Here is a 24,477-nt window from a genome sequence, read left to right on the forward strand (position 1 = left end):
GTCTGCTGGATCACTGTAAGCCATCCAGGGCCAAGGCCTTGGGCTCGTTGCGACCGCCAGAGACCACACCGCATGCACTTTGGGATCGACCATCCAGTCGTGGTGTTTGTGTTCACCTTTGCCGCCATGTGGATAGCTGGCCGCGTTGGCATGTTGCTCGCCCGGTGGCATCGACCCGATCAACCGGACGTGCGCGAGGCCTTCAATGTCGTGCAGGGAGCCACGCTGACACTGCTTGGACTGATCATTGGCTTTACCTTCTCCATGGCCATCGGTCGATATGACCAGCGCAAGAACTACGAAGAAGCTGAGGCCAACGCGATCGGCACTGAGTACGTTCGCCTGGATCTTCTGCCGCCTGCGGTGGCATCCAAGGTGCGTCCTTTACTGATCAGCTATCTCGATGAGCGCATCAAATCCTATGAGACGACCGACCGAAGTCAGATCTCTGCGGTCGATGCGCGTGTCAACGATCTGCAAACAGGGCTCTGGAACGCCATCACACCGGCCGCCCATGAGCGTCCCGATCCGATTACGGCCCTGGCCGTGGCAGGCATGAACGATGTGCTCAATTCACAGGGCTACACGCAGGCTGCGTGGTGGAACCGCATCCCCACGTCCGCGTGGGTGCTGTTGGTGGCCATCGCGCTCGGCTGCAACCTCCTCGTGGGCGTAGGTGCAAGCAGGCTCACCAGCGAACCTGCCCTGATGCTGGTGCTTCCACTGATCATCGCAGTGGCATTTGCCTTGATTGCGGACATCGACAGTCCGCGTGGCGGGATGATTCGAGTCGCGCCGCAGAACCTGCATGCGCTGAGGGCATCGATACCGAACACCTGACGAGACTCCACTATGTCAGCCTCCGGACGGATGCGGACCCCGCGAGGAACGCCGTCGCACAGATCAGTGTCCAAGCTCCTTAGCAAAACTGGCCGCAAGGGAGGTGCATCTGGTCACCAAAGATGCTTTCCCTAGACGTTTGAATGTTGAGTTGGCATCAGCAAGCTGACGACCGGTTCCAGACTTATTTCCGGAAACGACTCGGCGATTGCTGCCTGCATGAGGAGCGCCGCCTCCTTATCCAGCGCCCCGCTGGCAAAGGCATCCGATCTCGTCACCGCACTCGGCCACTGCGAATAGCTATACCAGATGCCGTCTGGACCGCGGTGCAGCCTGGACCCGAGTGAACCATGCTCGCTCAAGAACAATTTCGACAGGCGAGTCCACCCCTCGACGAATTGATCCTCCATGCCAGGATGTAGCCTCCAGCGGTATATGGCCGCAAAACCTGCATTCGGAGTTTCCATGGTGGCTCCTGAGTCGACTGGTTCGGTGCTTGCAGACGACGCCTATTGCATGCTGCGTGAAGAACTGGGGACTAATGACCGGTTGGCGGCATCAGGATAGGTCAAGAGGACGATGTCGGTCGTTCGCATTGAGTGAATACGTCCGCGAATTCGGGCCGGGAGCGATGCCCGCATTGGGTCGAGAACGCGTCCTGGCTACGGACCTAGCAACCCATAAGTCAGTCTTGCTGGTAGTCCTTCCAGATAGGATTTTCGCTGATGGGTGGCGGCAAAGCGGCTCTACGCGCTGCTTCCTTTCGGTAGCGATACTCCTCAATAAACCACGACGCCAGATAAGTGGCGGCGCCAGCGGCTGGCCACATGATGGCGGCCTCCTGGTCCGATATCCGTTGATGCGGGAGAAAGAGCTTCATGAGGAGCAGCATTCCCACTCCCCACGCCATGGCGCCATCGATGAGTACGTACCTCAGGATGCCCCTTTCACGAGTCCTATCCCAACGATGAAATTCTCGTTCTTGCATGGCTCCCCCTTTGCCGGTCAATCATCACACTGTGGTCGAAAGACAGGTCTAACCCAGGAAACGCTCTGCTTTTGTAACCACCGTTCGGGGACGGAGGCAGGCACGCCCATTCCCTATTCAGATTGATTCCCATCCTGGCGCTTACCCGTAGCGAGCCACGGCATGCCGCGGTAGGAATCGGCCACCACCCAGGCGGCGCCGGTGAGTGTCCAGGAGATGACGGTCTCGCTCCATTGGAAGGCATTGGGGCCGGCCGCCACCACAGGAATCCACACCAGCAGCGTAAACATGCCCATCTGCCACGCGGAGAGCACCGCCGCCAGGCGTGCGCACAGGCCCGTGAGCACAGCGGCGCCCGCGGCGATGTAGGCGCAACCGGTGCCAAAGGCCCATGCTCGATGCGCTGGCAGCCAGGCTGGCACGAGTGCCGCCGTCTCATTGAGATAACGGAAGTGGGCGGCGCCAAACGGGAGCATGGCCAGGCCGTAGAGCACTCTGGCGATTCGCAAACCCTTTTCACCTGTGGCGAAACGGAGGTGCTGCCTGTCCCAGTCGGTCGCGAAGCGGGCATATAGCGCCCAGGCGCCCGCAACAATCACCGCGGTTTCGCCCCAGCCCGACAAGGCATCTTGTGACGTGGGCGCGCGGAAGATGCCTGGAACTCGCACCAACAGCAACCAAAGCACGAGCCACGCCAGCAGCACGCGAGCAGCGGAGGCAGCCGTGGGCCGCCAGAGCAGACCGAAGCCGGAGAGGATGGCTATGAGGTTGCAGAGATAAGCCAGCCCCTGTCGCGCGGGCAGATCCTTTGGCACGCCTTGCCAAATGGCGGCGAAATCGCCGTGGATCAGGCCAAGCATTCCAACGGCGATCATGGTCGCCGCAAACACCGCATGTCCCACGCTTGCAATCCGCATGACTGCCTCCTCGAGAGGACCAAGTGCGGGCTGTGTTCGTCATTCGACCGCTGGCCTGACTGAGCGGGCTTCAGCGAGTCGACTTCCGGGCGAATCCAAAGGAAGTGTTTTCGTCACTCTTACCGTTGGTTTCGCCAATCAGGTGAACCGCCGACACGATGCGCTTCCAGTCGAAGCTATTTTCCACAGACGCCAGTACAGGTGAGTTCGATTGGGGTCGGGAGCGGGCAATTCGGTGTGGCTTTTGCGCAAGGACCCTCGAAACGGGTGCTTTGAATCCAGCAGCCTGACCGACTATGGGACCAACGCGCTCCACCGACGCTCCGTTGCAATGTAGAGCTTCACGAAAGTACGCAATCCTTCGGCTCCAACGGCGAAGGAAGATCCGCTTCTCCAAGCAAGCTCAGCACGTTGATTTCTATCGTGCGACTCAATGCATCCAACGGAAGATCATTCGCCAACATGTCGAATGGATCCTCGATCTGGGTGCCGATCGCATCAAGACCAAAGAAGGTGTAGGCCAGCAGGCCGACAGCAATCGGTGTGAGCCACCCCAGTGGGCCATAAAGGCAAAAGGGCAAGATGAAGCAGTACGCATAGACGGTGCGGTGAAGCAGCAAGATGTAGGCGAAGGGAATGGGTGTGTTCCTGATGCGTTCGCAACCACCGAGGACATGGGAGAGCTCACCGATTTCCCGATCCATCGCCGCCAACAGGATGCTGTCTGTACCCGAAGCTCGGGCACTTTGTGCATAGGCCTGGCTCAGCGTGCCCAGAACGGTGTTTGGCCGATTGGGCGAAGCCATCGCAAGAGCATAGACAGAAGGGGACAGCCACCGGCGCAGGTCCGCATCCGGATCGGTTCCGCGCAAGTGGTGGCGCAGCGCATGGACAAATCCGATCACATCGCCGATCAGACGCCGTCGTTCGGCCACCGGAAGTCCAGGCATGAAGGCCTGTGTCTGGCGCGCGAGATTGCGGGTGGCAATCACCAGATTGCCCCATAAAATTCGCCCATCCCACCAGCGCTGATAGGCCACGGTGTTACGAAAGCCAAGAAAGATGGCTAGCGTCAACCCGAGTAACGTGAGGAATCCCGCTTCGAGCGTGAAGCGAAGCACGATACCGCGCTGCTCCGCCAGTATCACCATGACAGACATCAGCATGGTGAACAGCACCCGCGGCCATATCACGGGAATGATCGAGCCCTTCAGGGCAAACAGCAACGTCATTACCGAATGGGATTCACCTGGGCGTACGATCATGGTCGATTACCTTCGGTCGGTTTTCGTCGTCCCAGCGACGCAACACCTGCTCTCTATGGCATGTCATCCACTGAACTCGCGGCTGCCTGCTGCGCCCCGGCACAACAAGAGTCTATCCGCGGGCCAGATCGCTTGCTGGCCCTAGCCCTGAGGGAGTGTCTGACGAGAGTCAAAGACAGACACCCGGATCATTGCCCCCTGTTGAACTCCGCCGCGAACGCGTTCTCGTCTCTTGTTGAAAACCGCTGTGCGAATTCCGCCTGGAGAAAATCAACGAAACGGCGCACTCGGGGTGGCTGAAACACGTTGGGGTGGTACATCGCGTGGATGGGCGAGGGTGCGGACCAGGCAGGTGCATGGACGAGTTTCAGCCTGCCGGCGCTTACGTCATCGGTGACAGCCCAAAGTTGCCGGTACGCGAAGCCGCGCCCCATGACAGCCCATGTGCGTATTACTTCGCTGTCCGTGCACTCGTGATATCGCCGTACGCGCACCACATCCTCGCCGAGGCGCCACTCGTTTCTTGGCCCCGCCTGTGTGGTCAATACGAGCGTGGGAAGCGCAGCGAGTTCCTCGGGTCGTGTTGGCATGCCGTGGACCTCGATGCACGCGGGCGAGGCGCATACAACTCGCCAGCTGTCAGCAAGGTGGCGGGCGACGAGGTCGCTGTCCTCCAAGAGGCCCACGCGTATGGAGACGTCGACATCGTCCGGCACGAAACGCGAGAGTGAATCCGACAGCGTCAGCACGACGCGCACGTCGGGGTGAAGCTCCATGAAGCGATTGAGGATATGAACGAGCAAGTTGCGCCCCAGATCCGATGGCGCCGATACCCGCAGCGTGCCGCTGACTGCATCGGTGCCAGTGCGAACCGCCCGCTCGGCCTCCTTCATGGTTTCGATCGCAGCCCGGCAGGAGGCGATGTAGATGCGCCCCTCGTCCGTCAGGCGCAATTGACGTGTCGTGCGCTCAAACAGCCGGGCGCCGAGCATCGTCTCCACGCGTTGCACGCAGGCGCTGGCCGCCGCCGGTGAAAGTCCGGCCCGGCGCCCGGCGGCCGACAGGCTGCCAAGGTCGGCCGCATCGACAAGAAGCTGCATGTCGCTGAAGCGGTTCATGAGTTCCAGCCCTGCTTCGGAAGGCGTAAGCCGGATGATCTTCAAAAGCAATTTGAAGGTCAATCAATATTCGGGCCAATTATCAAAGCCAGACCGGCGAGTGACTATTCAATCCTCTGCACCCACCGGAGGCGTCCCCATGTCATTCGCCAAACCAATGCTCGTCGTCTGCCTCATGGCCGCCATCGCCGCACCACCGGTCCTGGCCGCCCAGGACGCCATGAAGCCTGCCGTAAGCGGCAGCCCTGGCATGGTTCCGAAGGAACTGGTCGGCGCCTGGACGCTTGTCCGTTGCGACAACGTCTATCCCGATGGCCATCGCGTGGAGCTCTACGGCCCCAACCCAACCGGCATGTGGCTAATCGACGCCCAGGGCGACTACATGATGCAGATCGTGCGCGCGAAGCGGATGCCATTTGCGGCCAATGACAAATCGAAGGGAACCCCCGAGGAATATCGCGCCGCTTCATTGGACACCAACGCCCACTACGGTCACGTAAGCGCCGATGGGAATGTCCTGCACGGCGAAATCATCCATGCCTCGTTCCCCAACTGGGACGGCCGGATCAGCGACTCCAGCTACACCATCCACGGCGACGAGCTGACCTATCGCGTCGCCAAGCCATCGAGCGGCACGGGCGAGGGCGCCCATGGCGAAGTCGTGTGGCGTCGCGTTCATTCGTAGAGGCGCGTGCCGGCGAAGCAGAAGCGTTGGTACGGCGAGGCGCCTGAGGGAAGGCTGATTTCCTGTTTCGGCTGGACTGTCCGCCTAGAGTCGGTAGCAGACCGATCCATGATTCATGGTTCCTCTCTGGCGGCGTCGGCCACACGCCGCCAGTCGGTACCCGCGGGTCGTCCAGCACCGTCCAAAGCGGTGCTCAGCTTGACCGGAACCCCCGCAGCTCCTTGGGAAATCCCTCTTCATCGCTGCTTTCGCGGCGCGCCCTGGCTGGGCTCATCAAGTTGAGGGATCGGTGTTGGCCGTCTGGTCGCCGCAGCCTGAAGAAGTCATCGTCTCATCTGTCTTTATGGGCGCCGACATGAGGGTTCCACGCAGGGAGCGCAGCAGCACCCGACCGCATTGCTCGGCCAGCAGTTGACCACGCTCAACGCGCTCGGCCCGGCCTTCCATATATCTGACCGTCTTGAACTGCGGGTCGGCTTTCACTCTGGAGGCGTCAGCAATGGCGATGTCCAGGGATGCGGCGAGCAGCTCGGCGCTTTCTTCCTTGAGCGGCATCCCCTGGTCACGCGTCCAGTAGGACAGCATGTCCTGCTCCGACCGGGCCGTCGATATGACGCGAATGGTGTTGACGTACGACGCCCGCTGGCGCTCGTTGGGACCGTAGATTTCGACCACGTTGTCCAGAACCAGGGTGGTCTGGTCCTGCGTCATCGAGTACGCCGGCGTGACACGCACCAACCACCCCTGATGGTCGTCCCGCTCCCTGAGCACGGCCTGCCTGCCGGCACCGACGGTGGCGAGCGAGGCGCCACGCCCCAATAGTGTGCCGGTCAAGAAATCATCCAGCACAGGCTGATAGGGATCGAGCACCTTGTCGGCGTCCTTCTGGACCTTGGACTTCTCGGAGTTGCGGCTGGACTTCTCGATCGCCGCATGGGTCAGCACCGCGGCCAGTAGGCCAATGGCATTCGGCGCCGGATACAGCATGGCGCCCGCCGAATTTCCGGCGTTGTCGAAGTTGGCGACGCCGCTGAAGGGTACCCTCGTATCCAGCGGAATCTCGAGGGACCAGCTCAGTGCGGCGGGTGCGGGAACGCTGGCGACGGCAGGCGCGTTCTTCCCGGACGCCCACGCGGTGCGCAGAGTCGCGCAAGGCGCCATGACCAGGAGGGCGATGGCGACGATGAGTGCGGAACGGCTCATTCCATGATCTCCGTGCATGCATGAGTGACGCCATGGGAGACGGCGACCGATGCCGCCGCCTCCCCATGGGCAGGTGGTCAACCCTTGAATGGCTCGAGGAACTTGTCCTTGCCCGCTTCCAGCGCCTGGAAGTAGGCATTGGTCAGGCCGGGGAACGTGGGCGGCTCATCCCATTTGCCCTCGGCCGCCACACGAATGCCTATCGGCGCATACCACTCGTAGGCGTTGGTGGCGAGATTCACCTCGTACCCCAGTCCGATCACGACACCCTTCGGGTCGCCGGAAGGAATGTAGGCGGAGTAAGGACGTTCAAAGCCAACCTCCTGGATGTCGATGACCACCAGATGATCGACGGCATACTTCGCACGCAGCGACGAGAAGTCCTTCTTGGCCATGTCGGCGCCGTTCGTCTTGGCGCCTGGCAGCTTGGACACGTCCAGGTCATCGTTGATCACAACGGCATTGAGGCCGCGCTTGCGAAGAAGATTCGCGACGTCTTCCTTGAGCTTGGGAAGCCCTTCCTGGGGAAGCGAGTGCGAATAACTCGTGAGCTTCGAGTTGGCCATCGATGCGGCGGCCATGCACAGCAGGCAGCCGGCGCCTGGCGTCGAGACGTCTACTTTGGGAAGCGTCGTCATGACGACGCCGACTTTCTGCGCACTGGCATCGTGCGCGGGCGTGGAAAACGCGATGGGCTTCTGCGGGGCCCCGGCGCAACCAGTCAACAGGGCAGCTGCGGCTACAAAAACGACGGCGATACGAAACTGCATTCTCTTCTTCCCCCTGAATTGTCGAACGGAGTTGGTGTTTCGCGTGGCTTCGAGCCGCTTGCCGCCCCGGGCGAATGCCCAAGGAATTCGCCCGAAGAAGCGATAGGCCCGGATTGCAGGTACGGGTGGTGTGCTGACGGGCCGACATCAGTCAGCCCGTGCGAGGTCTCCAACCCGCCAAACGGCGGCGTGCATTAGATGCCGAAGCGGTACTCGAGCGTTCCCGACAGCAGGCCGAGGGAGTTTGTCTTCGTCAGGATGTTGTCTGCCTTGGCCGCGTAGTGGTCGTAGTTGATGCCAAGGCTCCAGCTCCGATTGAAGTTGTACCCTGCGCCGACACCGGCGTAGAAGTTGGTGTCATGCCCACGGAAGGAGAAAGACTCTCCCGCAACGGTGGCATCCAGCTTGGTTTTCGAGAAGAAGCCGCCGAGCCGTGCGCTCAGGAACCAATTCTGGGCAAAGTTGAATTTGCCGTTGCCACCAACGGTCCAACCTGCGACATGCAGGTTCCCCTTGTAGTCGTATCCGGCATAGCTGCCCGTTGCGCTGGGCTTGCCGAGATCGACGTAACCGGCTTCAAGACCCCAGGTGTCGTTGTAGCGATAACCGAAGTTCAGACCGTAACCGGTGTCGTTCTTCTGGGTCAGGAGATCGACGTTCGAGTGCGCCTGGCCGACGCTACCGTTGATGAACAGATCGCCGTTTCCAACTTGTTGTGCATGGCTGGCGAAGGGGGCCGAAACCATTGCAGCACCCATCGACAGAGCGAGTAGCAGCTTACGCATGATTTTCCTCATCCAATTAAGTGACATCGGACAGCACGAGTCTTTGCACGACTGTGTCGTCCCTTCCTTTGAGCTTTCGCTCTTCCCTTTTCACGCATATCGGAGCTGACCGAATGCGCAAAAATCCTTCAAATCACTACTGACATGCATAAGCCCGAAGAAAAGCTGCTTCGTGTTCGGGCGTCATGGAGCTTGCGGCGACGATCTGACGGCGCGAGGCGGTCGGACAGGAAGCTTTCATGCCTGCGTTTCTGTCCGGAACAGCTCCCGTGTTGCAAACGAAGCTGCCACCAATCACGCCACTTTGAAGATTCCAGGTTTGAAGCGGCCGGCCTGAGCCGAGAGTGGCGAGGATTCCACTATCGGAGCAGTTCAACGTTTGCGCAGGAACGGGAACAAGGAGCATCGACGGGCAGCAAGTTGGGCCGCCTGACGGCATCGATGTCAGTGACAAGAACGACGACCCGCGCCCTCGTTTTGGCAATCGACCCCACATGATCCTTTGCAGCACCTTCGTCATTCCTCCATGAACATGATCGAGCGACTACACGTGAGGCCGTTGCTCTGCTCCGCGGCGTTATTACGCGCTGGCCGCGCGATGACGCGCGACTCGCCGAATGGGCAAGTGCATTTCCGTCGAACTTTCCTGGCGCGAACCTCGTCGCGGCTCCGCTCTTCGGGAGCCAACGATCAAGAGGGTGCGTTGTCCTCGGCTACGAAGCGCTGGCGCAACCGGTCTGCCATTTGGCGATGCGGTCGGCGAACTGAATAGACAAATGCACTCTCACTCCCCCAAGTGATGTTGCGAGGCGCAAGGTATCACAGGAAACCAAAGACGTCCGCACAAACTTTGAGCCAGAAAGTTTGTCGCAAAAGCTTGCGATCAGGGCCCGCGCGCTGCACGCAATCCGGGTCACCCTGTCGACCTCAAGCGCATATGTCGCGCTCGATCATCCACAAGGTTCCCGGGTCATTCGTTTCCGGCATCGCCCCGAATGAGCACGACGGGAAGCGCTAGCCAGAGCGATCAAAAATCATTCACCTGCTGGCGGATGGGCGCACCAAGTTCGCTTACCCCGATGCCCACTTGCGAGCAGGCAGGCGCCAACACGTTTCTCTCAGATAGCGCGCGCACTAGCGGCGCCTGGGAGTTCGACGTCCCGACCATCAAAGTGACTTACCAGTACAAAAAGGAGTGCTTTGGTCGCCGCGAATCAGCAGCGAACATGAGGCCGGCATGAGCTGGTCCGGCGGCTTCTGTGAGCACTCTGCAGCCGAGTCCTCCCTCAGCCGCGCAGGGAAGGAGCGTGCCTTTGCCTTGTCTGCGGCAGCCAAAACACCGCGCTCGTCGAGGTCTTCGAAGACACCGACGTGCTTTGCAACCGACGGCGCCGGCCCAAACATCTGGGTGGCCCTCCACCAATAATGCTCGAGCCAACCAATCGAAACTCGAACGCTCGGCCGTCTGCCGAAGCGGCGCGATCCAGGCTTGCAAGCAAGGGAGGGGATTGCCCCCTCCCTCACCTTCTTACCAGGCGTAACCCGCCTGCAACTTCACTGCGAGGTGCGAACCCGTACCTTGCGAGCTTCCGGTGGCAGACGAGATGCCGCCGCCAAAGTTCAGGCCTGCGGTGGCCTGGTAGCCGAAGGCCACGCCCATCGCCGACTGACCGTCGTAGGTGGCCCCGGCGGCGCCGACCCACTTCTGCCCGATCGCGAGCTGCGGGATGCTCGGCACAGCCATCGCCTGCGCAACACCGCGAGCCGCATAACGGTTGTCCATCTGCGAAGCATCGTGCACCTGCTGATCGGTGTACGCCTGGGAAGCCGCCGTGCCGCCAGCCACCAGACCCTGCACCTGCTGCAGGTTCACAGCGTCCGTCGCTTGCGTCCCGGGAGCGACCGAGGTGATCACGCGACCACCGACGTCGACCGAGTTGTCACGATTGGCCACAGAACCTGCACCCAGAGCCACGGAGTTGTTGCCGTTCGCCTGCGCACCGGCGCCAATGGCCACCGTCGGGTCACCATTCGCCTGGGCGCCAGCGCCGATCGCGACAGAGCCAGCGCTCTTGGCAACCGCCTTCGTACCCTGTGCGATGGAACCATCACCGCTGGCGCTTGCACCGGCGCCCGTAGCGACCGCGCCCATGCCGTTGGCGGACGCAGCCGTCTGGCCCGGGATCGAACACGCCATGCCACCTTGGGCAGACACGGTGCACACACCGGCCTGACCATTCACCAGTGCCTGGATCTGGACCTTGTTCGCCGCGATCTGTGTCGTGTTGGCGCTGACCTGCGTGTTGGTCGCAGCAATGTCAGCCGCGTTCTGGGTGGCGGCGGCAGAAGCCGCGGCAGCCGTTGCGGTCGTGGAGCTCAGGTTGGTCTGCACCGTGTTGAGGTCCTGAGTGTTCTGGCTCACCTGAGTAGTGAGACCCGCAACCGACGTGGTCAGGCCGCCCACCACCGACGTCAGCGCACCGTTGCTGCTACTCGGATCGCCCGCCGCGGGCGTCAGACCAGCAACTGCCGTGCTCAGGCCGCCGACCGTCGTATTGAGGTTGGTCAACGAGTTGTTCACCGTGACCATCTGCTGGTTGACGGAGTTGTTGAGGTTGGTGACGGCGGTATTTGCCTGGGTGATCTGCTGGCCCTGCTGGTTCACCGTATTGTTCACGGCGCTCACGGCCTGGTTGGTGGCGCCGACCGCCGAATTGAGCTGACCGACATTGACCGCATCGGTGTTGTTCACGCCGGCTGTCACGTTCGTGATCGAACGCGTGGCGCCGTTGCCGCCCACGGAAACCGTCATGGCCTGACCGCCATCCGTCGAGCCGTAGCCCAAAGCCACCGAACCGGCGCCCGTGGCCGAGGTGAACGAACCGAGTGACGCAGTAGCCTCACCCGTCGCGCTCGACTTGTAGCCGATCGCAGTGCGGTAAGAGTTGCTGCTGTCGTTGGTGGCGCCGGCCGGATTGGTGGCGCCCGTATTCGCGTAGGCGCCCAGGGCAACGTCGCCCACGCCCTTCGCCTGCGAGGCAAAGCCGTACGAGCTGCCGAACTGGCCGGCGATGTTCAGCTTGTTTTGGCTGGGATCGGAACCACCAACAGCCGTGCCACCGTAGTTGCCCGTGGTCTGCGAGCCGTTGCCCATCACCACGTCATACCAGCCAACCGAATTCGTGTCAGCGCCGATGCTGATACCTGCCTTGCCGGAGCTGATCGCGCCCGTGCCCAGCGAGATCGAGTTGCCGCCCGTCGCCGAAGTGACACCGTTCGTGGTGACCTGGCCCGCCGGTTGACCACCCGCGACCACGCCGTCGGACGAACCGATGGCAATGTTGCCCGAGGTCTGCGCGCTACCGGAGTTCACCGCGGTCGAAGCGTGAGCACCCAGGGCGATGTCGCCGTTGCCGCCAGGAGCGTTCGACGTGCCAGTGGTCGCGTGCATGCCGATCGCCGTCGATGCATAACCGTTCGCCGTCGCCATGTATCCGCCAAGAGCGGTGGAGGCATAGCCGTTCGCAGCACTGGCGTTACCGCCAGCGAAGCCAAAGCCGACATAGTCGGGCGATGGGTGATCGCTATTCGTGGCGGTAGCCGTTGCAATGGCGCCGATGGCGGTTGAGGCATAGTTTGAGAAAGCACCGTAGCCCACTGCCGTGGTCTGCGAACCCGCAGCGTAGCTGTTGGCGCCAATAGCGGTCGATTCGCCACTCGCGTCGCCGTAGGTATCGGCGGCCGGAATCTGGGCGTTGCTGCCGCAAGCGAGGTTGAGTGAGCCGTCCTGGACGCACGGCGCGCTCACATCGGACGGACCGACAGCCTGCGCGTGCGAGTAGGTCGGAGCAGACAGCGCCGCGATGACGGCGAGCCAGAGAATTCTGCTCTTCATAAAGACTTCTTTCTTCATTGAGACTGGTTTTGTGGACGCAGCGTGCCTCCGGGCGGTGTTGCTGGATCCTAGATACTGCTTAAACATTCCTCCTCCTTACATATCGCCAATCAGACGATTTCGAGTCGCATGGATTGCGATAGCGAGGGGTATCGGAAGCCCATCTGGACCTCGCCGACATCAGAACTCTTCGCCGCAGGCGGACGCCACCTGGCGAGCCTTTGGCTTGTCGGGTGCATCAGAGGTCAGAAATCCGACTGGCTTTCGGCGTCAAGCATCATCAAACGCCTTGTCGCTTGCATCGGCCCCGCGCTAATCGCATTTGGTCAACGCCACGCTGAAATCCGATGGGACTCCAGGTAGCGCTGCGCCATGGTCCCAGCGACATCAGATTTAATCTGTCAAGGAGATGACAAAGGAAAAAGGGGAATTTGTAGGGGAAAAACGCATCCATCCTTTGTCGGACGGAGAGTGAGCTCAACGCAGTTCACCGCCGCAGGTCGATCGAAAGCCCCCGCGGCTTGGCCATGATGTCGGTGATGTTCAATGAGTATTTGGACGTCCAGATCGACTCGGGCGGCGCCATCAGGCGACCGACTGCCCTGGACGCAACTGCATCCATCTCGATCGCCGAAGCGGGGAAAAGTAACTCAGCTCCATAAACGATGTGTAAAAAAGCGCTCGAAGACTCACTGAATTGCGGTTTTTACTGTCGCGCCGGCATGCGTGATCGTGGTCTTCTTGACGACGACTCGAACCTTTGTACGTAGCTTCACCGGCAACCGTCTCGATGATTGGCCGATTCGTTTGCACCAATCAGGCGCCACTGCGGCTTTTGCCTTTCGTAGTTTCCTAGTGCGTTCGAGCGAGCAACCGCCCGACGACCTGACGTCGTTGCCGGCATCCACTTCGCGCCCACGTTCTGGCCCATGAATCAACTCGACATAAATTCATTGAGTTCGGCTGATCGCCACAATCTGGTTGAATCCGGATTGCGGCATGGCAGTTGGTCGAGGTCATGCTCCGATGAAACGCTGGCAAGCATGTGTCACGACGCGGAGCTGCGCACCCTGCGGCAAGGTGAAGTGCTCATGCATCGTGGCGAGACGCCAGGGAGACTCGTCATCGTCGTCAAGGGGACCATCGAAATCAGCACAACCACCCAGGATGCCAAGCGGCATGTGCTCGGCTTTCTGGGTGACGGCCAAATCTTCGACCTGGTTCCGTTTTTTGACGGACGAAGCGTCAACTACGAAACGATCACGCTGACGGATACCCTGGTCCTTCAGCTTACGAGGGATCAGGTGCTCCGACTGCTTGCCAGCGACCCCGGATTCAACCTGGCGGTCATCAAGGAGCTTTGCTCCCGCGCAAGGCGGTCGTACATCACGCTGACCTACACCTCGCTACTGACGCTCAAACAACGATGCGCTCGAGTCATCGTTAATCTGATGAGGGACTTTGGTGAGCACAAGGATGACGGAATCCACGTGCCACTCAGGCTGTCCCAGGAAACGCTCGCGAGCGTCGTTGGATGTTCTCGCCCCGCACTGAACCGCGAACTGAAAAGTCTGAGCACGGATGGGTTCATATCGGTGACCTACAGCCACGTAGTGGTTACCGACAAAGAAGCCCTCACGAGTCTTGCCAGCGAGGATTGGTAGTGGAGGGCGACGATCTGTCCGTCAGTGGCAGCGATGGCGCAGAAACGGAAAGCAAATCGATGTGCGCCTGGCTGCTTCCCTGAAGCGTGGCTCCCCCGCCTGCCGGTGGTGGATTGTCGTGTAGAGAACAGACTTGAGTTCATGGCTCGGGGAAAATCCAGAATCTTCGATCGAGATGATGGTCGACGCCCAGGGCACGAGATTTTTCGGGTCGGCGCTGAACCACGCCTCAGGTAACGAGTGGTAGGCCATGACTGAAGTGCATTCCTCGCCCGTGACGATTTCGTGCGAGCTGTTCGACTCCGTAATCTCCGTGCTGACAAACTTGCGTTTTATCAGCGAATCCCTCGCCCATTTGCAAGACAAAGAGTCGGTAGTTTTGCCGCATACGCAGCTCGCGTCGGCCGTGATTGTTGCCTTGTTCAAGGCAGCAGCCTGAAGCAGCGAGCGCTTGTGGGGTCGCCTAGGCCCTAAATTCGGCCACGCTGCCGCAGCCAGGAAGTGCAGCCGTGGTCTACGTCGCACTTCGTCTTTGTCGGTGATGGAACGTCAGCCTATTCGAGAACGCATACACGCTTTTGGTCGGGAGCGGACACTACTCAAATGCGACGCTCTCTATCCGTTGCCATCGCGGCGAGCGCAGTCTGCCTCAACCAACCGGTGAACGGTGATGTCCACGTTGCCACCAGCCTTGATGGCCTGAAACCCCACGGTTCCTTCGCAATATTCAAGATCTAGTTGGTGTTCAGAGACCCATGTCATCTTCACCGCAGTGACACCGATCGGATAACTAGATGCGCTGGGTCATCATAGCCATCGCGGGGCCTCGAATGTCTGTCTCTGGACGATGGCGGATCTCATGCGAATGCCAACATGAGGCGTCGTTCGGCCATGACAGCGTGCGGCTGGACGGTCGCGCCCACTGGTATGCCTGCTCAGGCCGCGGATGCCCGGCCGGCCCGCCATCGGTACGGGCCATCGCCCAGCAGGATCTGGAGAACGAGCAGCACCGACCACAGGAGCGGCAGCTCCGCCCCTGCGCCTGTGAAGTAGAAGCCTTTGCGTACCGCCCAGAAATGCGTCGCGCCGATCATCATGGGCAGCGCATAAAGACTGACCCAGCGCACGCCGATGCCGGGAATGAGCAGCAACGCGCCGGCAATCTCGGCGGAAAAGACATACCAGGGCACGAACCAGGGATAACCGCTTGCAGCGAAACCCGCCCACCACCGAGGCAAGCCTCCCGGGAGGAGGGCGAACTTCCAGTAGAGGTGGGCAATGAACAGGGACCCCAGTACAACCCTGAGCAATAGCGGGGCGTATCGGGCGGCGCGGTTTGGGTTCATGGTGTCCCCTCATAGCCTACCTTCAGAGCTGCCTGATGCTGGATTCCGGCGGCGAAGAGGTCGCCGGTCTTGAACAACATGTGGAGCCACAGCGCACTGCGATGGCTTGATGTTGAACGTCCACGCCCGCACGACCGCAGCCCTCATAGACCTCGCACGTCCTCATTGGCCTGGCGCCACGCTGGCCGTCTCAGGACCCGCCATATATCGACTCAGTATCGCCGTGCTCAATCCGTTTGCATGGGCGATGTCACCGTAGAGCGCGGCCGAGGGGCGGGGGGTGCGACGGAAGTCGTGATCGTAGTCCACTGCGATCAGGCCGAATCTGGCGTCGAAGCCCTCATCCCATTCGAAATTGTCGACCAGCGACCAGTGGATATAGGAGCGGATGTCGACGCCATCGCGCTGCGCGAGCCACGCTTCGCGGACGTGCGCGACCAGATAGCGCTGCCTTGCCTGGTCGTCATCAGCGCGATCGGCCGTGCCGTTCTCGAGGATCATCACCGGCTTGGAGTAGCGCTTGCCGACCTTGGTCAGCATCTCGTAAAAGCCGCGCGGATAAGAGGGCCAGCCGAGATCGTTGTGCTCTTCGCCAGGCTGGTCTGGCGCCACATTGCCGACGTCGGGCGCGAAGGGATGTCGCCAGTCACCGCGCACGTAGTTCCGGCTGTAGTAGTTGACCCCGACGTAGTCCTCCGTCCCGGCCAGATCCTCGATAGGCAGGTCGATGTCGGTGGTAGTGATGCGCATGTGGCCATTGGCGACGGCGTCCAGGAAATCCCAGTTCCATGCCTTGTCGACGACCCAGGCAAGCCCGCGGTCCAATGGGGAGAACCGGTTGTACGGCTCGAAGACTTCCAGATTCTGAGTCAGCCCTACGGAGACTGGTGCGCCAAGCGTGCTGGCGACACGATGCAGGGTGCGATAGGCCTCCACATGGGCCCGCAGCAGCGCGGCATAGACATCGCGCGTGCCGGCGAAATCGCCGCGCTTCTCGCCCGGTGGATAGGAGCCGATGACATAGCCGTCATAGAGATAGACCATCGGCTCGTTGAGCGTGCACCAGATGCGCACCTCGGGAATGAAATTCTGCGCGACCGCATCGACGTAGGTCTTCCAGAGGTCCAGCGCATCGGCGCGTTCCCATCCGCGCTTTCCCTTGGCGTCCGCTTCGAAGAACCAGGCGGGCGAGACATAGTGGAACAGCGTCACCACCGGCTCGATGCCGTGGCTTTTCATGGCGGCGAAAATCCGGTGGTAATAGGCGATCGCCTCCGGGTCGGGCTCGGTCATGCCGGCGCGCGGAAACAGGCGGGCCCATTCGATGGATACGCGAAAGGCATTGAGACCAAGGCGCGCCGCCGCGTCGATGTCCGCGTCGTAGTGGAGATCGAATCCCGCCTTGTGGGTTCGCACCTGCTCGGGCCATCGACCGAAGTCGTGAATATCGCCGGGTGGCGTGGCGCCGATCTGGTTGCCCTGGGCGAAGCGATGGTCGCGAAACACCTCCGTCTCGAACTTCGTCCAGTCGCTGGCCGGCACGCTTTCCGCCTGTTGCCCGGCGATCGCCACGCCCCACAGGAAGCCCTTGGGGAAAATCATCGCCTGCACCGGCGCCGGGGTGCTGCGCGGTTCGCCGCGTCCCGGAAGGGCCAGGCTCAACACTGCGCCGCCAACAACGATCAGTATCAACACGCCGACTGCCAGAAAACCTTTCCAGGTACGTACGATCATTCGCCAACCCTTCCCGATTCAACGTTGCGGGATGGCCAGCCCATCCGCGCTTCTCTAGCCACCAGGAAAACCTGTTCCTGCTCTGCTTCAACGCGGGCTGACGTCATGACGGCTCGCCACCGCAAGCACCGCTCGATACCGACTGTGCAGCGCATTCCATGGCGTCTTCGCCAACCTCCCGACAGGGCGGAACATCGAGCGTCTTCGCCATTTCGGTCGTGCCATGCCAGCCCAGGCCCCGATAGAGCGGCTTGCCTTTCTCCGTGGCATGCAGAATGGCGAAGGTGACACCACGCCTGACCAACTCCGCCTCCGCTAGGTGCATCAGTTCCCGGGCCAGTCCGCGATTCCGGTAGTCGGGTTCGACGAAGACATTCAGCACGTAGCCGCGTTTGTCCTGCATGGGATGCGCGGGGTGGGGCGGCCAGTCGATGAGCATCAGGCCGATGCCGGCAACCGGAACGGCGGCGTCCTGGATGACGTAGCCAAAGTAGGATCCATCCAACAGACGTGGCTTGACCCATTCGCGGAAATTGCCGGTCATCAACGTCAGGACGTCGTCGCGCTGCCCCGCATCGCGAAACATGGCTTCGCGGTGCTGACAGATGAGGTCAAGATCATCGGCGTCGAGAGTTCGAATATCCATGATGATTCCGAAGTGACGGGGTCACGCAACGATGTCTGCTCGGGGTAGAAGGCAAACGTGCGAGTTGTCCGGCATGGCGCAAACCTCAAGGCGAATGGTCGTCACGCTGGCGGGGCCGATGGTTCGAACGACTGACCTTCGCTGATGCGACCGCCACGCACGCACCCCTGAGCTGGTGTCCACGCCCCCTCCGATGCAACCTCTGGTGATATCCCCCAAGGCGGGTCGCTGCACAGCCGCGTCGCCCGATCCGCTGACGCAGTGTGTCGTTGGGTGATGCAAGGCCGCAAGTCCGTTTCGGGGTCGGCCCTCAGCCGGACTGCCTGCGGCGCCTGCGTTCGTGGGGTGCGCGGTCAACCGAGGCGCCGCTCAGGGCTGCTCGCTGCCGAACCATTTGTCGTAGATGCGCACGTACGTGCCGTCCTTGCGCATGGACAGCAGCGCGCTGTCGACCTGCCGACGCAGTGGGCTATCGACGGGGAAGGCGAAGGCGGCATCCTGCCGATCCACTTCGGCGCCAACGATCTTCACCTTGCCCTTCCAGTCGTGGGTGGCGTAGTAGCGCAGAACCGGTGTAGCGAAGAACACGGCGTCGACTTGCCGATCCATCAGCGCCCGGTACACCTCGTCCGGGTTGTCGAATTCGTGCACGCGTGCGCCAAGCTCCCGCAGATAGCCGACGGGAATGGTTCCGTGGCCGGTGGCGACGCGCTTGCCGGGAAGGTCTTCCGGCCCGTTGATGTCGCCATTGAGCTGCTGCACGGTCATGTTGCTCGTCAGGGTCGCCGTATAGAAGGCGACGTAGACCACGCCGGTGAACATCAGCAGGAAGGTCACCAGCCGCGCAAGCCACTGGCGCGGCGCCTGGTCGGCCTGGGTGACCAGGGTGGTTGCGGCCCAGAACAGGCTCTGCAGGATGCCCGGGAAATAGCGCTTGCTCGGGATGATACCGTCCTCGCGCCCGCGCTCGACGAACCACACGATGTGCGCCGGTATCAGCACCAGTACGACGCCTGCGAGCAGCCAGACGAGCGAGGTGCGAGACCAGAGGAGGTCGACCAGGTCCGACAGCGGATTGACGTTCGGTGTCTGCCCGAGATCGCGCACCATGACTTGCTGCCCCGCCTCGAGCACGGGGTAGGAGAAGTCGAACTCCTGGTCGCGTTCCCAGGTGACGAACTGGGGCATCGTCACGTCGGCCTGCCCGGTGCGGAGCGAGGCCGATAAGGCATCGACGCCACTGACCACCCGGTACTCGGTCTTCACCTTGAGCCGTCGTGCAATCTCGTCCCATAGATCCACGTAGAAGCCGCCCATGCTCTGACCGTGCTGCGTGACGATGGGGGGAAGCACGATCACGGCGACGCGGACGACCTTTGGCTCATTGGCGGCCATCGCCGAGGCGCACAGCGTCATCGTAAGAAGGAGAACCAGCACGCACCGTCTCGTGAGCGCAAGCATCAGCCTATCTCCCATCCTGAGCGCCGCCGCTCCGACCAGCATCCTCGCCTGGTGGGCATGACATTGGCGCGCGAACAGCCTATGACACGTGGGGCAACGCCACCAGCGAAGCGTCAGGGATCGAACCAGCGGTACTGCACCGCCAGTGAAATCCCCTTGTAGTTGCCGCCGATGCGCGTGACCAGTCCGTTGGAAACCGCCAGCTTGGTCGACCAGCCGTGGGCGAACGGCGCCGACAAGGTAAGGCCGTAGCGCATGTTCGATTGCCCGTTGTTGCTGCCCACGCCGTTGACGCTGGTGGCGCCCCCCTTGGCGTAGCCGATGGCTGCGGCCAGCCACAGACCCGGCTTGAAGCTGTATCCGCCATTGAGTGAAACCGTCGCCAACGGGTCCTGGCTGCGCGTGTTGCCGCCGTAGTAGTTGTTGTTGTCGGTGAAGAACCACGCGCCCAATGAGGCCTCGAAAAACCAGTTGCCCCAGGGTTGGGACACACCGATCTCCGGCTTGAACGCCCATCGATTGGTGCCGACGTTGACCAGCAGGGATGGGTCGTATTTTCCTGTCGGCGCCGACACGGTGAGGCTCATGCCGACCGAGGTGGTTTGTTCCCGCTGCGCGAATTCGGCGGGCGTCATGGCAGGGTTGCCGACGAGGTTGTAGGCAAAGCGCAGACGGATATCGCCCATCCCGGCGCGATGGATCGAGGTGGGCGCGTCAATCACGTCGCCGCTGAGGTCGGCGCTCATGCCCGGGATGGCGACGCCGATCGACGCGGTGCGGCCCGCCAGCGCAAAGGTATGCACGTAACCGAGCGCGTACGTGTTGATGCTGGCCTGTACGTTGCTGACCGGCAGCGACGGGTCGGTCAGCACGTCGCCCGTCAGATACGTATAGGTGGCGCCAATGAAATTGGTGCCGATGGGGGAGGGCGAATAGGTGCGCGGCTCCAGGTCCTGCGCAGACGCGCTCGCCACGTGGAGCAAGAGCCCCACCATGCCTGCCTGCAGCAAAACCCGAAACATTCGAAAGAACATCATCGTGGCTTCGAACCGTCGTCATGCGCCGAAAGGGGTGATGCGAAGGTAATTCGTCAGACCTTGGTCGCCATTGACCGAAGCCGATGGAGGCTCGGTGCAAAGGCGCTTTCCCGATGGCTGATTGCTGTCTGGCAGGTAGGTGAGTGGACCTCGCGTGTTGGTGGAGTAACGCGCCCGAGGCCGCCTGCGTTCGACGCGCCGATCACCTTCCCTGGCGCGACACGACGACCTTGGGCAAGCCCATGCGATTTGCTTGGTTGGCTTGCTCGTGATGCCCTTTCGGGCAGGCGGTCACGAGCCTGCGATCACTCTAGTGGAGAAAGCCGAGCGCAGCCAATCGGTAGACATTGATTTCGCGCATTCACTTTTTCGTGACAATTACGCGAGCTGCCCCGGTTCGCACGCAATGGCGCCAGAGTCCCGGCCCGTGAGCGCCCTCTTCACACGCATCGGCGTGCACACGCACGGTCAGGGGCCCCGACCGTTGTCCCAGCGTCGTCTGGGACTCCGCGCCAGTGCCCGGCGGACGCGGGCGTGATCCCCCGCCATCCGGCAGTCATGGTGACCGACCAGCATGCGCTTTGATGATCGTGGCGCCCGCCCACCGACTAACGGCACATTCGCGGCCGCCGGTTTGCGTGCATAAAGGCGGCTGAGGTGGCCCGCGTTGTCGCGCCTCTTGTCTGCAGGCGCGACAGGGGTGCGCCCAGCTGAAGGGTCAGGAAGCCCGTGAACCTGTTTGCGCCATTGATACGCCGCCCGATCGGCACTTCCCTGCTGGCGCTGGGCCTTGCCCTGGCTGGCCTGTGGGCGTATGTGCTGCTCGGCGTGGCGGCGCTGCCCACCCTCGAATTTCCCGGCATGGTGGTGTACGTGGAGGTGCCGGGCGCCAACGCGCAGACCATGGCGGCCACCGTGGCCGCGCCGCTGGAGCGGCACCTGGGGCGCATCCCCGGCATCAAGGAGATGCATTCGGAGAGCAACGACGGCTCCACGTCGGTGCGCATGCTGTTCAATTTCGGCAACAGCACCGACAAGCTGGCGCGCGACGTGCAGGCGGCCATCAACGCCAGCATGGCCGACCTGCCGACCAACATGCCGGTACCGCCGCGCTACTACAAGTTCAACACCGCCAACATCCCGGTGCTGCTGCTGTCGCTGACCTCGCACACACTCCCGCCGGACAAGCTGTTCGACCTGGCCGACACCCTGATCAACCCGGCGATCTCGCAGATTCCCGGCGTGGCGCAGGTGCGCGTGATCGGCGGACGCCCGCGTGCCGTGCGGGTGGAGCTCAACACCGTCGCGCTGGCCGCCAAGGGCCTGACCGCCAACGACGTGGCCAACACCCTGCGCGCCGCCAACGTCACCTCGCCGCAGGGCACCCTGAGCGACGGCGCCACGCAGATGACGGTGACGGCGACCGACGCGCTGCACACCCCGGATGAATTCGGCCACCTGCTGGTGGCGGTGAAGAACGGGGCGCCGGTGCGCCTGTCGGACGTGGCCCGGGTCACCAGCGGTCAGCAGGACGAGTACCAGGCGGCCTGGTTCAACGACCATCGCGCCGTCGCCATCCGCATCAGCAAGCGCCCCGAGGCCAATGCCGTGGCCACCGCCGACGCGGTGCGCGCGAAGCTGCCGCAGATGCGCGCGTGGTTGCCGGCGGACATCCAGATCACGCCGATCTTCGACCTTACCCAGACCACCAAATCGGCGCTCCGCGAGGTGGAGATCGCGCTGATGCTCAGCGTGCTGATGGTGGCGGCGGTGATGCTGGTCTTCCTGCGCCGGATCGGCCCCACGCTGATCGCCATGATCAGCGTGCCGTTGTCGCTGGCGGGCGCGTTCGTGGTGATGTGGTCGCTGGGTTACACGCTCAACACGCTGTCGCTGGTGGCGCTGGTGCTGTGCATCGGCTTCGTGGTGGACGACGCCATCGTGGTGATCGAGAACATCGTGCGCCACATGGAGCACGGCGCGCCGCCGCTGGAAGCGGCGCTGGTGGGCGTGAAGGAGATTGGCTTCACCGTGGTGTCGATCACCTTGTCGCTGATCGCGGTGTTCGCGCCGCTGCTGTTCGGCAACAACCAGTTCACCATGCTGCTGCGCGAGTTCTCGGTGACGCTGACCGCGGCGGTGGTGATCTCGGCGATCATCTCGCTGTCGGTGACACCGGCGCTATGCGGCCGCCTGCTCACCCTGGAGACCGCCGGTGGGCGCGAGCCGAGCCGCTTCGAGCAGGCGCTGCAGCGATTCGACCGCAGCCTGCACCGCCTGTATGAGCGCGCGCTGGACTGGTCCATGCGCCACCGCCGGCTGATGCGCTGGCAGCCGCTGATCCTGCTGACCCTCACCTTTGCGCTGGCGACCGTGGTGGTGAAGCTGTTCGGCTTCAATTTCATGCCGCAGGAAGACATCGGCATGATCCAGGGCGACGTGCACGCCGACGCCAACATCTCACCGACCTTGATGGCCGAGCGGGCCAAGCACGCCGCCGCCATCATGCTGGCCGACCCTGCGGTGCGCGATGTCACCACCTTCCTCGGCAGCGACCGCGCGGGTGGCAACGTCGGTAACCAGGCCACCATGTTCGTCGACCTCAAGCCCAAGGGCGGCGACCCGGGCGAGCGGCCTGACAAGATGAAGGACATCATCGCGCGCCTGAACAAGGCGTACGCGAAAGTGCCCGAGCTGCGCGTGTCGCTCAACTCCATCGGCTTCTTCAACGACGACGACAACAGCGACCGCGGCAGCCAGAACTTCGAGCTGATCAGCAGCAACAGCGCCGACCTGCAGCCATGGGCGCTGGAGGTGACGCGCCTGATGCGCCAGCACAAGGAGTTCCACGACGTCAGCAGCGACTACGACGACGTCGACAAGCAGCAGATGCTCACCGTGGACCGCGCCGCCGCCAGCCGCCTGCAGCTCAACATGGGCCTGATCGACACCGCGCTGTACAACGCGTTCGGGCAGCGCCAGGTGTCGATCATCTATTCGGACATCACCCAGTACTGGGTGGTGCTGACCTCGTCCGAAGAACGCACGCTGAGCCCGGGCGCACTGCTCAACACGTATGTGCGCAGCGACACCGGCAGCATGGTGCCGCTGTCCGCGGTGGCGCACATCTCGCCCAGCGTCACCCCCTCGTTCGTCATCCACACCAACCAGCTCGAGGCGGCGAAGATCTACTACAACATCGACCCGGACTTCCCGCAGGACAAGGCGACGGCGCTGATCAATCAGATCGTGTCGGACGCACGGCTGCCGGCCGGCATCCAGATCGGCTATTCGGGCAAGGCGCAGAACCTGGAGGAGACCCGCTCCAACGCAAACGTGCTGATGATCGGCTCGATCCTGGCCATGTACATCGTGCTGGGCATCCTCTACGAGAGCCTCGGCCACCCGCTGACCATCCTTTCGACCTTGCCTGCCGCCGGCGCCGGCGCCTTCCTGGCCATGCTGGCCACCGCCACCCCGATGTCGCTGATGGCCATCATCGCGATCCTGATGCTGATCGGCATCGTGAAGAAGAACGCCATCCTGATGGTCGATTTCGCCCTGGTCGCCCAGCGCGAGCACGGCCTGTCGCCGCCCGACGCCATCCGCGAGGCCGCGCTGGTGCGCTTCCGCCCGATCACCATGACCACCTTGGTGGCCATGGGCGCCGCGCTGCCACTGGCCGTCGGCTTCGGCATCGGCTCGGAGATGCGCCAGCCGCTGGGCGTCGCCATCGTGGGCGGCCTGCTGGTCTCACAGCTCCTGACACTGCTGAGCACCCCGGCGATCTACCTGTGGAACTACGACCGCAAGCTGCGCGAGGAGGCGCGCCGGGCGAAGAGGGCAGCGAAGAGGGCGCTGAAGGCGCAGACGGCGGCGGGGTGAGACCTATCCCCAGACGGGAGAGGGTCAAGCGCGGGACAGGGGCGTCACCTGCTTTAAGTCCTCAGCGCCGCGGCGCGTTGCGGGGTAGCCGCTATCTCTGGGGTACCACGTCACCGAACCGACTGGCCGCAGTCGCCCAGGTTTGTATCCTCCATATCGCTACGAGCCCTTCAGGCCATTTTCTTTGGGTTACTTTTCTTTTGGGCCAGCAAAAGAAAAGTGACTCGAGCGCCGGCAG

General features: G+C 62.3%; 20 protein-coding genes. 5 read left to right on the forward strand and 15 right to left on the reverse strand.

The window, feature by feature from the left end; translation table 11 throughout:
* Window positions 1-72 precede the first annotated feature (72 nt).
* Window positions 73-840, forward strand: coding sequence for a bestrophin-like domain (locus DVT68_RS11085; protein ID WP_114825114.1), 768 nt, complete (start codon window positions 73-75; stop codon window positions 838-840).
* Window positions 841-971: 131 nt separating this feature from the next.
* Here the strand turns inward: DVT68_RS11085 and DVT68_RS11090 are convergent, their stop codons facing one another.
* From DVT68_RS11090 to DVT68_RS11110, 5 genes are all read right to left on the reverse strand, one after another.
* On the reverse strand, window positions 972-1,307 hold the full coding sequence (locus DVT68_RS11090; RefSeq protein ID WP_114825115.1) for an antibiotic biosynthesis monooxygenase family protein: 336 nt from the start codon (window positions 1,305-1,307) through the stop codon (window positions 972-974).
* Window positions 1,308-1,525: 218 nt separating this feature from the next.
* Window positions 1,526-1,732 carry a hypothetical protein gene (locus tag DVT68_RS11095; RefSeq protein WP_147281715.1) on the reverse strand — a complete coding sequence of 69 codons (207 nt, stop codon included), beginning with the start codon at window positions 1,730-1,732 and terminating at the stop codon, window positions 1,526-1,528.
* Between the two features lie 209 nt (window positions 1,733-1,941).
* Window positions 1,942-2,688 (reverse strand): DoxX family protein, encoded by a 747-nt coding sequence (locus DVT68_RS11100; protein WP_147281716.1) that lies wholly within the window; start codon window positions 2,686-2,688, stop codon window positions 1,942-1,944.
* Between the two features lie 398 nt (window positions 2,689-3,086).
* Window positions 3,087-4,010: a bestrophin family protein gene (locus DVT68_RS11105; protein ID WP_114825118.1), complete on the reverse strand. Its 924-nt coding sequence runs from the start codon at window positions 4,008-4,010 to the stop codon at window positions 3,087-3,089.
* A 188-nt stretch (window positions 4,011-4,198) separates the two neighbouring features.
* The gene (locus DVT68_RS11110; protein WP_114825347.1) at window positions 4,199-5,128 is read right to left on the reverse strand and encodes a LysR family transcriptional regulator; all 930 of its coding nucleotides are present in this window, start codon (window positions 5,126-5,128) and stop codon (window positions 4,199-4,201) included.
* On the opposite strand from DVT68_RS11110, the gene DVT68_RS11115 reads away from it, so the two are divergent.
* Entirely contained in the window at window positions 5,109-5,813 is a 705-nt protein-coding gene (locus DVT68_RS11115) for a lipocalin-like domain-containing protein (RefSeq protein ID WP_114825348.1), read from the forward strand. The genes DVT68_RS11110 and DVT68_RS11115 overlap by 20 nt on opposite strands.
* A 273-nt stretch (window positions 5,814-6,086) precedes the next feature.
* Here DVT68_RS11115 and DVT68_RS11120 read toward each other — a convergent pair whose 3' ends face one another.
* From DVT68_RS11120 to DVT68_RS11135, 4 genes are all read right to left on the reverse strand, one after another.
* Window positions 6,087-7,016, reverse strand: a complete 930-nt coding sequence (locus DVT68_RS11120) for a hypothetical protein (protein WP_114825119.1) — start codon at window positions 7,014-7,016, stop codon at window positions 6,087-6,089.
* A 77-nt stretch (window positions 7,017-7,093) separates the two neighbouring features.
* The gene (locus DVT68_RS11125) at window positions 7,094-7,654 is read right to left on the reverse strand and encodes a hypothetical protein (protein ID WP_114825349.1); all 561 of its coding nucleotides are present in this window, start codon (window positions 7,652-7,654) and stop codon (window positions 7,094-7,096) included.
* Between the two features lie 326 nt (window positions 7,655-7,980).
* On the reverse strand, window positions 7,981-8,571 hold the full coding sequence (locus tag DVT68_RS11130) for a porin family protein (protein ID WP_158543493.1): 591 nt from the start codon (window positions 8,569-8,571) through the stop codon (window positions 7,981-7,983).
* A 1,528-nt stretch (window positions 8,572-10,099) separates the two neighbouring features.
* Window positions 10,100-12,466 (reverse strand): YadA family autotransporter adhesin, encoded by a 2,367-nt coding sequence (locus DVT68_RS11135; RefSeq protein ID WP_158543494.1) that lies wholly within the window; start codon window positions 12,464-12,466, stop codon window positions 10,100-10,102.
* 929 nt (window positions 12,467-13,395) lie between these two features.
* Here DVT68_RS11135 and DVT68_RS11140 point away from each other — a divergent pair.
* Entirely contained in the window at window positions 13,396-14,130 is a 735-nt protein-coding gene (locus DVT68_RS11140; RefSeq protein WP_114825122.1) for a Crp/Fnr family transcriptional regulator, read from the forward strand.
* A 21-nt stretch (window positions 14,131-14,151) separates the two neighbouring features.
* Here DVT68_RS11140 and DVT68_RS20285 read toward each other — a convergent pair whose 3' ends face one another.
* The gene (locus DVT68_RS20285) at window positions 14,152-14,382 is read right to left on the reverse strand and encodes a hypothetical protein (protein ID WP_147281717.1); all 231 of its coding nucleotides are present in this window, start codon (window positions 14,380-14,382) and stop codon (window positions 14,152-14,154) included.
* On the opposite strand from DVT68_RS20285, the gene DVT68_RS11145 reads away from it, so the two are divergent.
* The gene (locus DVT68_RS11145) at window positions 14,381-14,569 is read left to right on the forward strand and encodes a hypothetical protein (RefSeq protein WP_114825123.1); all 189 of its coding nucleotides are present in this window, start codon (window positions 14,381-14,383) and stop codon (window positions 14,567-14,569) included. The two genes, DVT68_RS20285 and DVT68_RS11145, sit on opposite strands and share 2 nt — an antisense overlap.
* A 496-nt stretch (window positions 14,570-15,065) precedes the next feature.
* Here DVT68_RS11145 and DVT68_RS11150 read toward each other — a convergent pair whose 3' ends face one another.
* From DVT68_RS11150 to DVT68_RS11170, 5 genes are all read right to left on the reverse strand, one after another.
* A complete protein-coding gene (locus tag DVT68_RS11150) occupies window positions 15,066-15,476 on the reverse strand; it encodes a DoxX family protein (RefSeq protein ID WP_114825124.1) in 411 nt (136 codons plus the stop codon).
* A 162-nt stretch (window positions 15,477-15,638) separates the two neighbouring features.
* Complete coding sequence (locus DVT68_RS11155; RefSeq protein ID WP_114825125.1) at window positions 15,639-17,210, reverse strand: glycoside hydrolase family 1 protein; 1,572 nt, start codon at window positions 17,208-17,210, stop codon at window positions 15,639-15,641.
* 103 nt (window positions 17,211-17,313) lie between these two features.
* Window positions 17,314-17,856 (reverse strand): GNAT family N-acetyltransferase, encoded by a 543-nt coding sequence (locus DVT68_RS11160; RefSeq protein ID WP_114825126.1) that lies wholly within the window; start codon window positions 17,854-17,856, stop codon window positions 17,314-17,316.
* Window positions 17,857-18,225: 369 nt separating this feature from the next.
* Window positions 18,226-19,293 (reverse strand): transporter substrate-binding domain-containing protein, encoded by a 1,068-nt coding sequence (locus tag DVT68_RS11165; protein WP_158543495.1) that lies wholly within the window; start codon window positions 19,291-19,293, stop codon window positions 18,226-18,228.
* A gap of 137 nt (window positions 19,294-19,430) precedes the next feature.
* A complete protein-coding gene (locus tag DVT68_RS11170) occupies window positions 19,431-20,354 on the reverse strand; it encodes a transporter (protein ID WP_199536025.1) in 924 nt (307 codons plus the stop codon).
* Window positions 20,355-21,083: 729 nt separating this feature from the next.
* Here DVT68_RS11170 and DVT68_RS11175 point away from each other — a divergent pair.
* Window positions 21,084-24,239, forward strand: coding sequence for an efflux RND transporter permease subunit (locus DVT68_RS11175; protein ID WP_114825128.1), 3,156 nt, complete (start codon window positions 21,084-21,086; stop codon window positions 24,237-24,239).
* The last annotated feature ends 238 nt before the right edge of the window (window positions 24,240-24,477 follow it).

This window comes from Dyella solisilvae, from assembly GCF_003351225.1.
Classification (GTDB): domain Bacteria; phylum Pseudomonadota; class Gammaproteobacteria; order Xanthomonadales; family Rhodanobacteraceae; genus Dyella; species Dyella solisilvae.

What these genes read in the sequence shown, in the direction of transcription:
- DVT68_RS11150 (WP_114825124.1), bottom strand. Translation starts at nt 15,476, where the DNA reads ATGAACCCAAACCGCGCCGCCCGATACGCCCCGCTATTGCTCAGGGTT.
- DVT68_RS11135 (WP_158543494.1), bottom strand. Translation starts at nt 12,466, where the DNA reads ATGAAGAGCAGAATTCTCTGGCTCGCCGTCATCGCGGCGCTGTCTGCT.
- DVT68_RS11100 (WP_147281716.1), bottom strand. Translation starts at nt 2,688, where the DNA reads ATGCTTGGCCTGATCCACGGCGATTTCGCCGCCATTTGGCAAGGCGTG.
- DVT68_RS20285 (WP_147281717.1), bottom strand. Translation starts at nt 14,382, where the DNA reads ATGGCCTACCACTCGTTACCTGAGGCGTGGTTCAGCGCCGACCCGAAA.
- DVT68_RS11115 (WP_114825348.1), top strand. Translation starts at nt 5,109, where the DNA reads ATGTCGCTGAAGCGGTTCATGAGTTCCAGCCCTGCTTCGGAAGGCGTA.
- DVT68_RS11160 (WP_114825126.1), bottom strand. Translation starts at nt 17,856, where the DNA reads ATGGATATTCGAACTCTCGACGCCGATGATCTTGACCTCATCTGTCAG.
- DVT68_RS11120 (WP_114825119.1), bottom strand. Translation starts at nt 7,016, where the DNA reads ATGAGCCGTTCCGCACTCATCGTCGCCATCGCCCTCCTGGTCATGGCG.
- DVT68_RS11105 (WP_114825118.1), bottom strand. Translation starts at nt 4,010, where the DNA reads ATGATCGTACGCCCAGGTGAATCCCATTCGGTAATGACGTTGCTGTTT.
- DVT68_RS11095 (WP_147281715.1), bottom strand. Translation starts at nt 1,732, where the DNA reads ATGCTGCTCCTCATGAAGCTCTTTCTCCCGCATCAACGGATATCGGAC.
- DVT68_RS11170 (WP_199536025.1), bottom strand. Translation starts at nt 20,354, where the DNA reads ATGATGTTCTTTCGAATGTTTCGGGTTTTGCTGCAGGCAGGCATGGTG.
- DVT68_RS11085 (WP_114825114.1), top strand. Translation starts at nt 73, where the DNA reads ATGCACTTTGGGATCGACCATCCAGTCGTGGTGTTTGTGTTCACCTTT.
- DVT68_RS11130 (WP_158543493.1), bottom strand. Translation starts at nt 8,571, where the DNA reads ATGCGTAAGCTGCTACTCGCTCTGTCGATGGGTGCTGCAATGGTTTCG.
- DVT68_RS11110 (WP_114825347.1), bottom strand. Translation starts at nt 5,128, where the DNA reads ATGAACCGCTTCAGCGACATGCAGCTTCTTGTCGATGCGGCCGACCTT.
- DVT68_RS11155 (WP_114825125.1), bottom strand. Translation starts at nt 17,210, where the DNA reads ATGATCGTACGTACCTGGAAAGGTTTTCTGGCAGTCGGCGTGTTGATA.
- DVT68_RS11125 (WP_114825349.1), bottom strand. Translation starts at nt 7,654, where the DNA reads ATGACGACGCTTCCCAAAGTAGACGTCTCGACGCCAGGCGCCGGCTGC.
- DVT68_RS11145 (WP_114825123.1), top strand. Translation starts at nt 14,381, where the DNA reads ATGACTGAAGTGCATTCCTCGCCCGTGACGATTTCGTGCGAGCTGTTC.
- DVT68_RS11090 (WP_114825115.1), bottom strand. Translation starts at nt 1,307, where the DNA reads ATGGAAACTCCGAATGCAGGTTTTGCGGCCATATACCGCTGGAGGCTA.
- DVT68_RS11140 (WP_114825122.1), top strand. Translation starts at nt 13,396, where the DNA reads ATGAATCAACTCGACATAAATTCATTGAGTTCGGCTGATCGCCACAAT.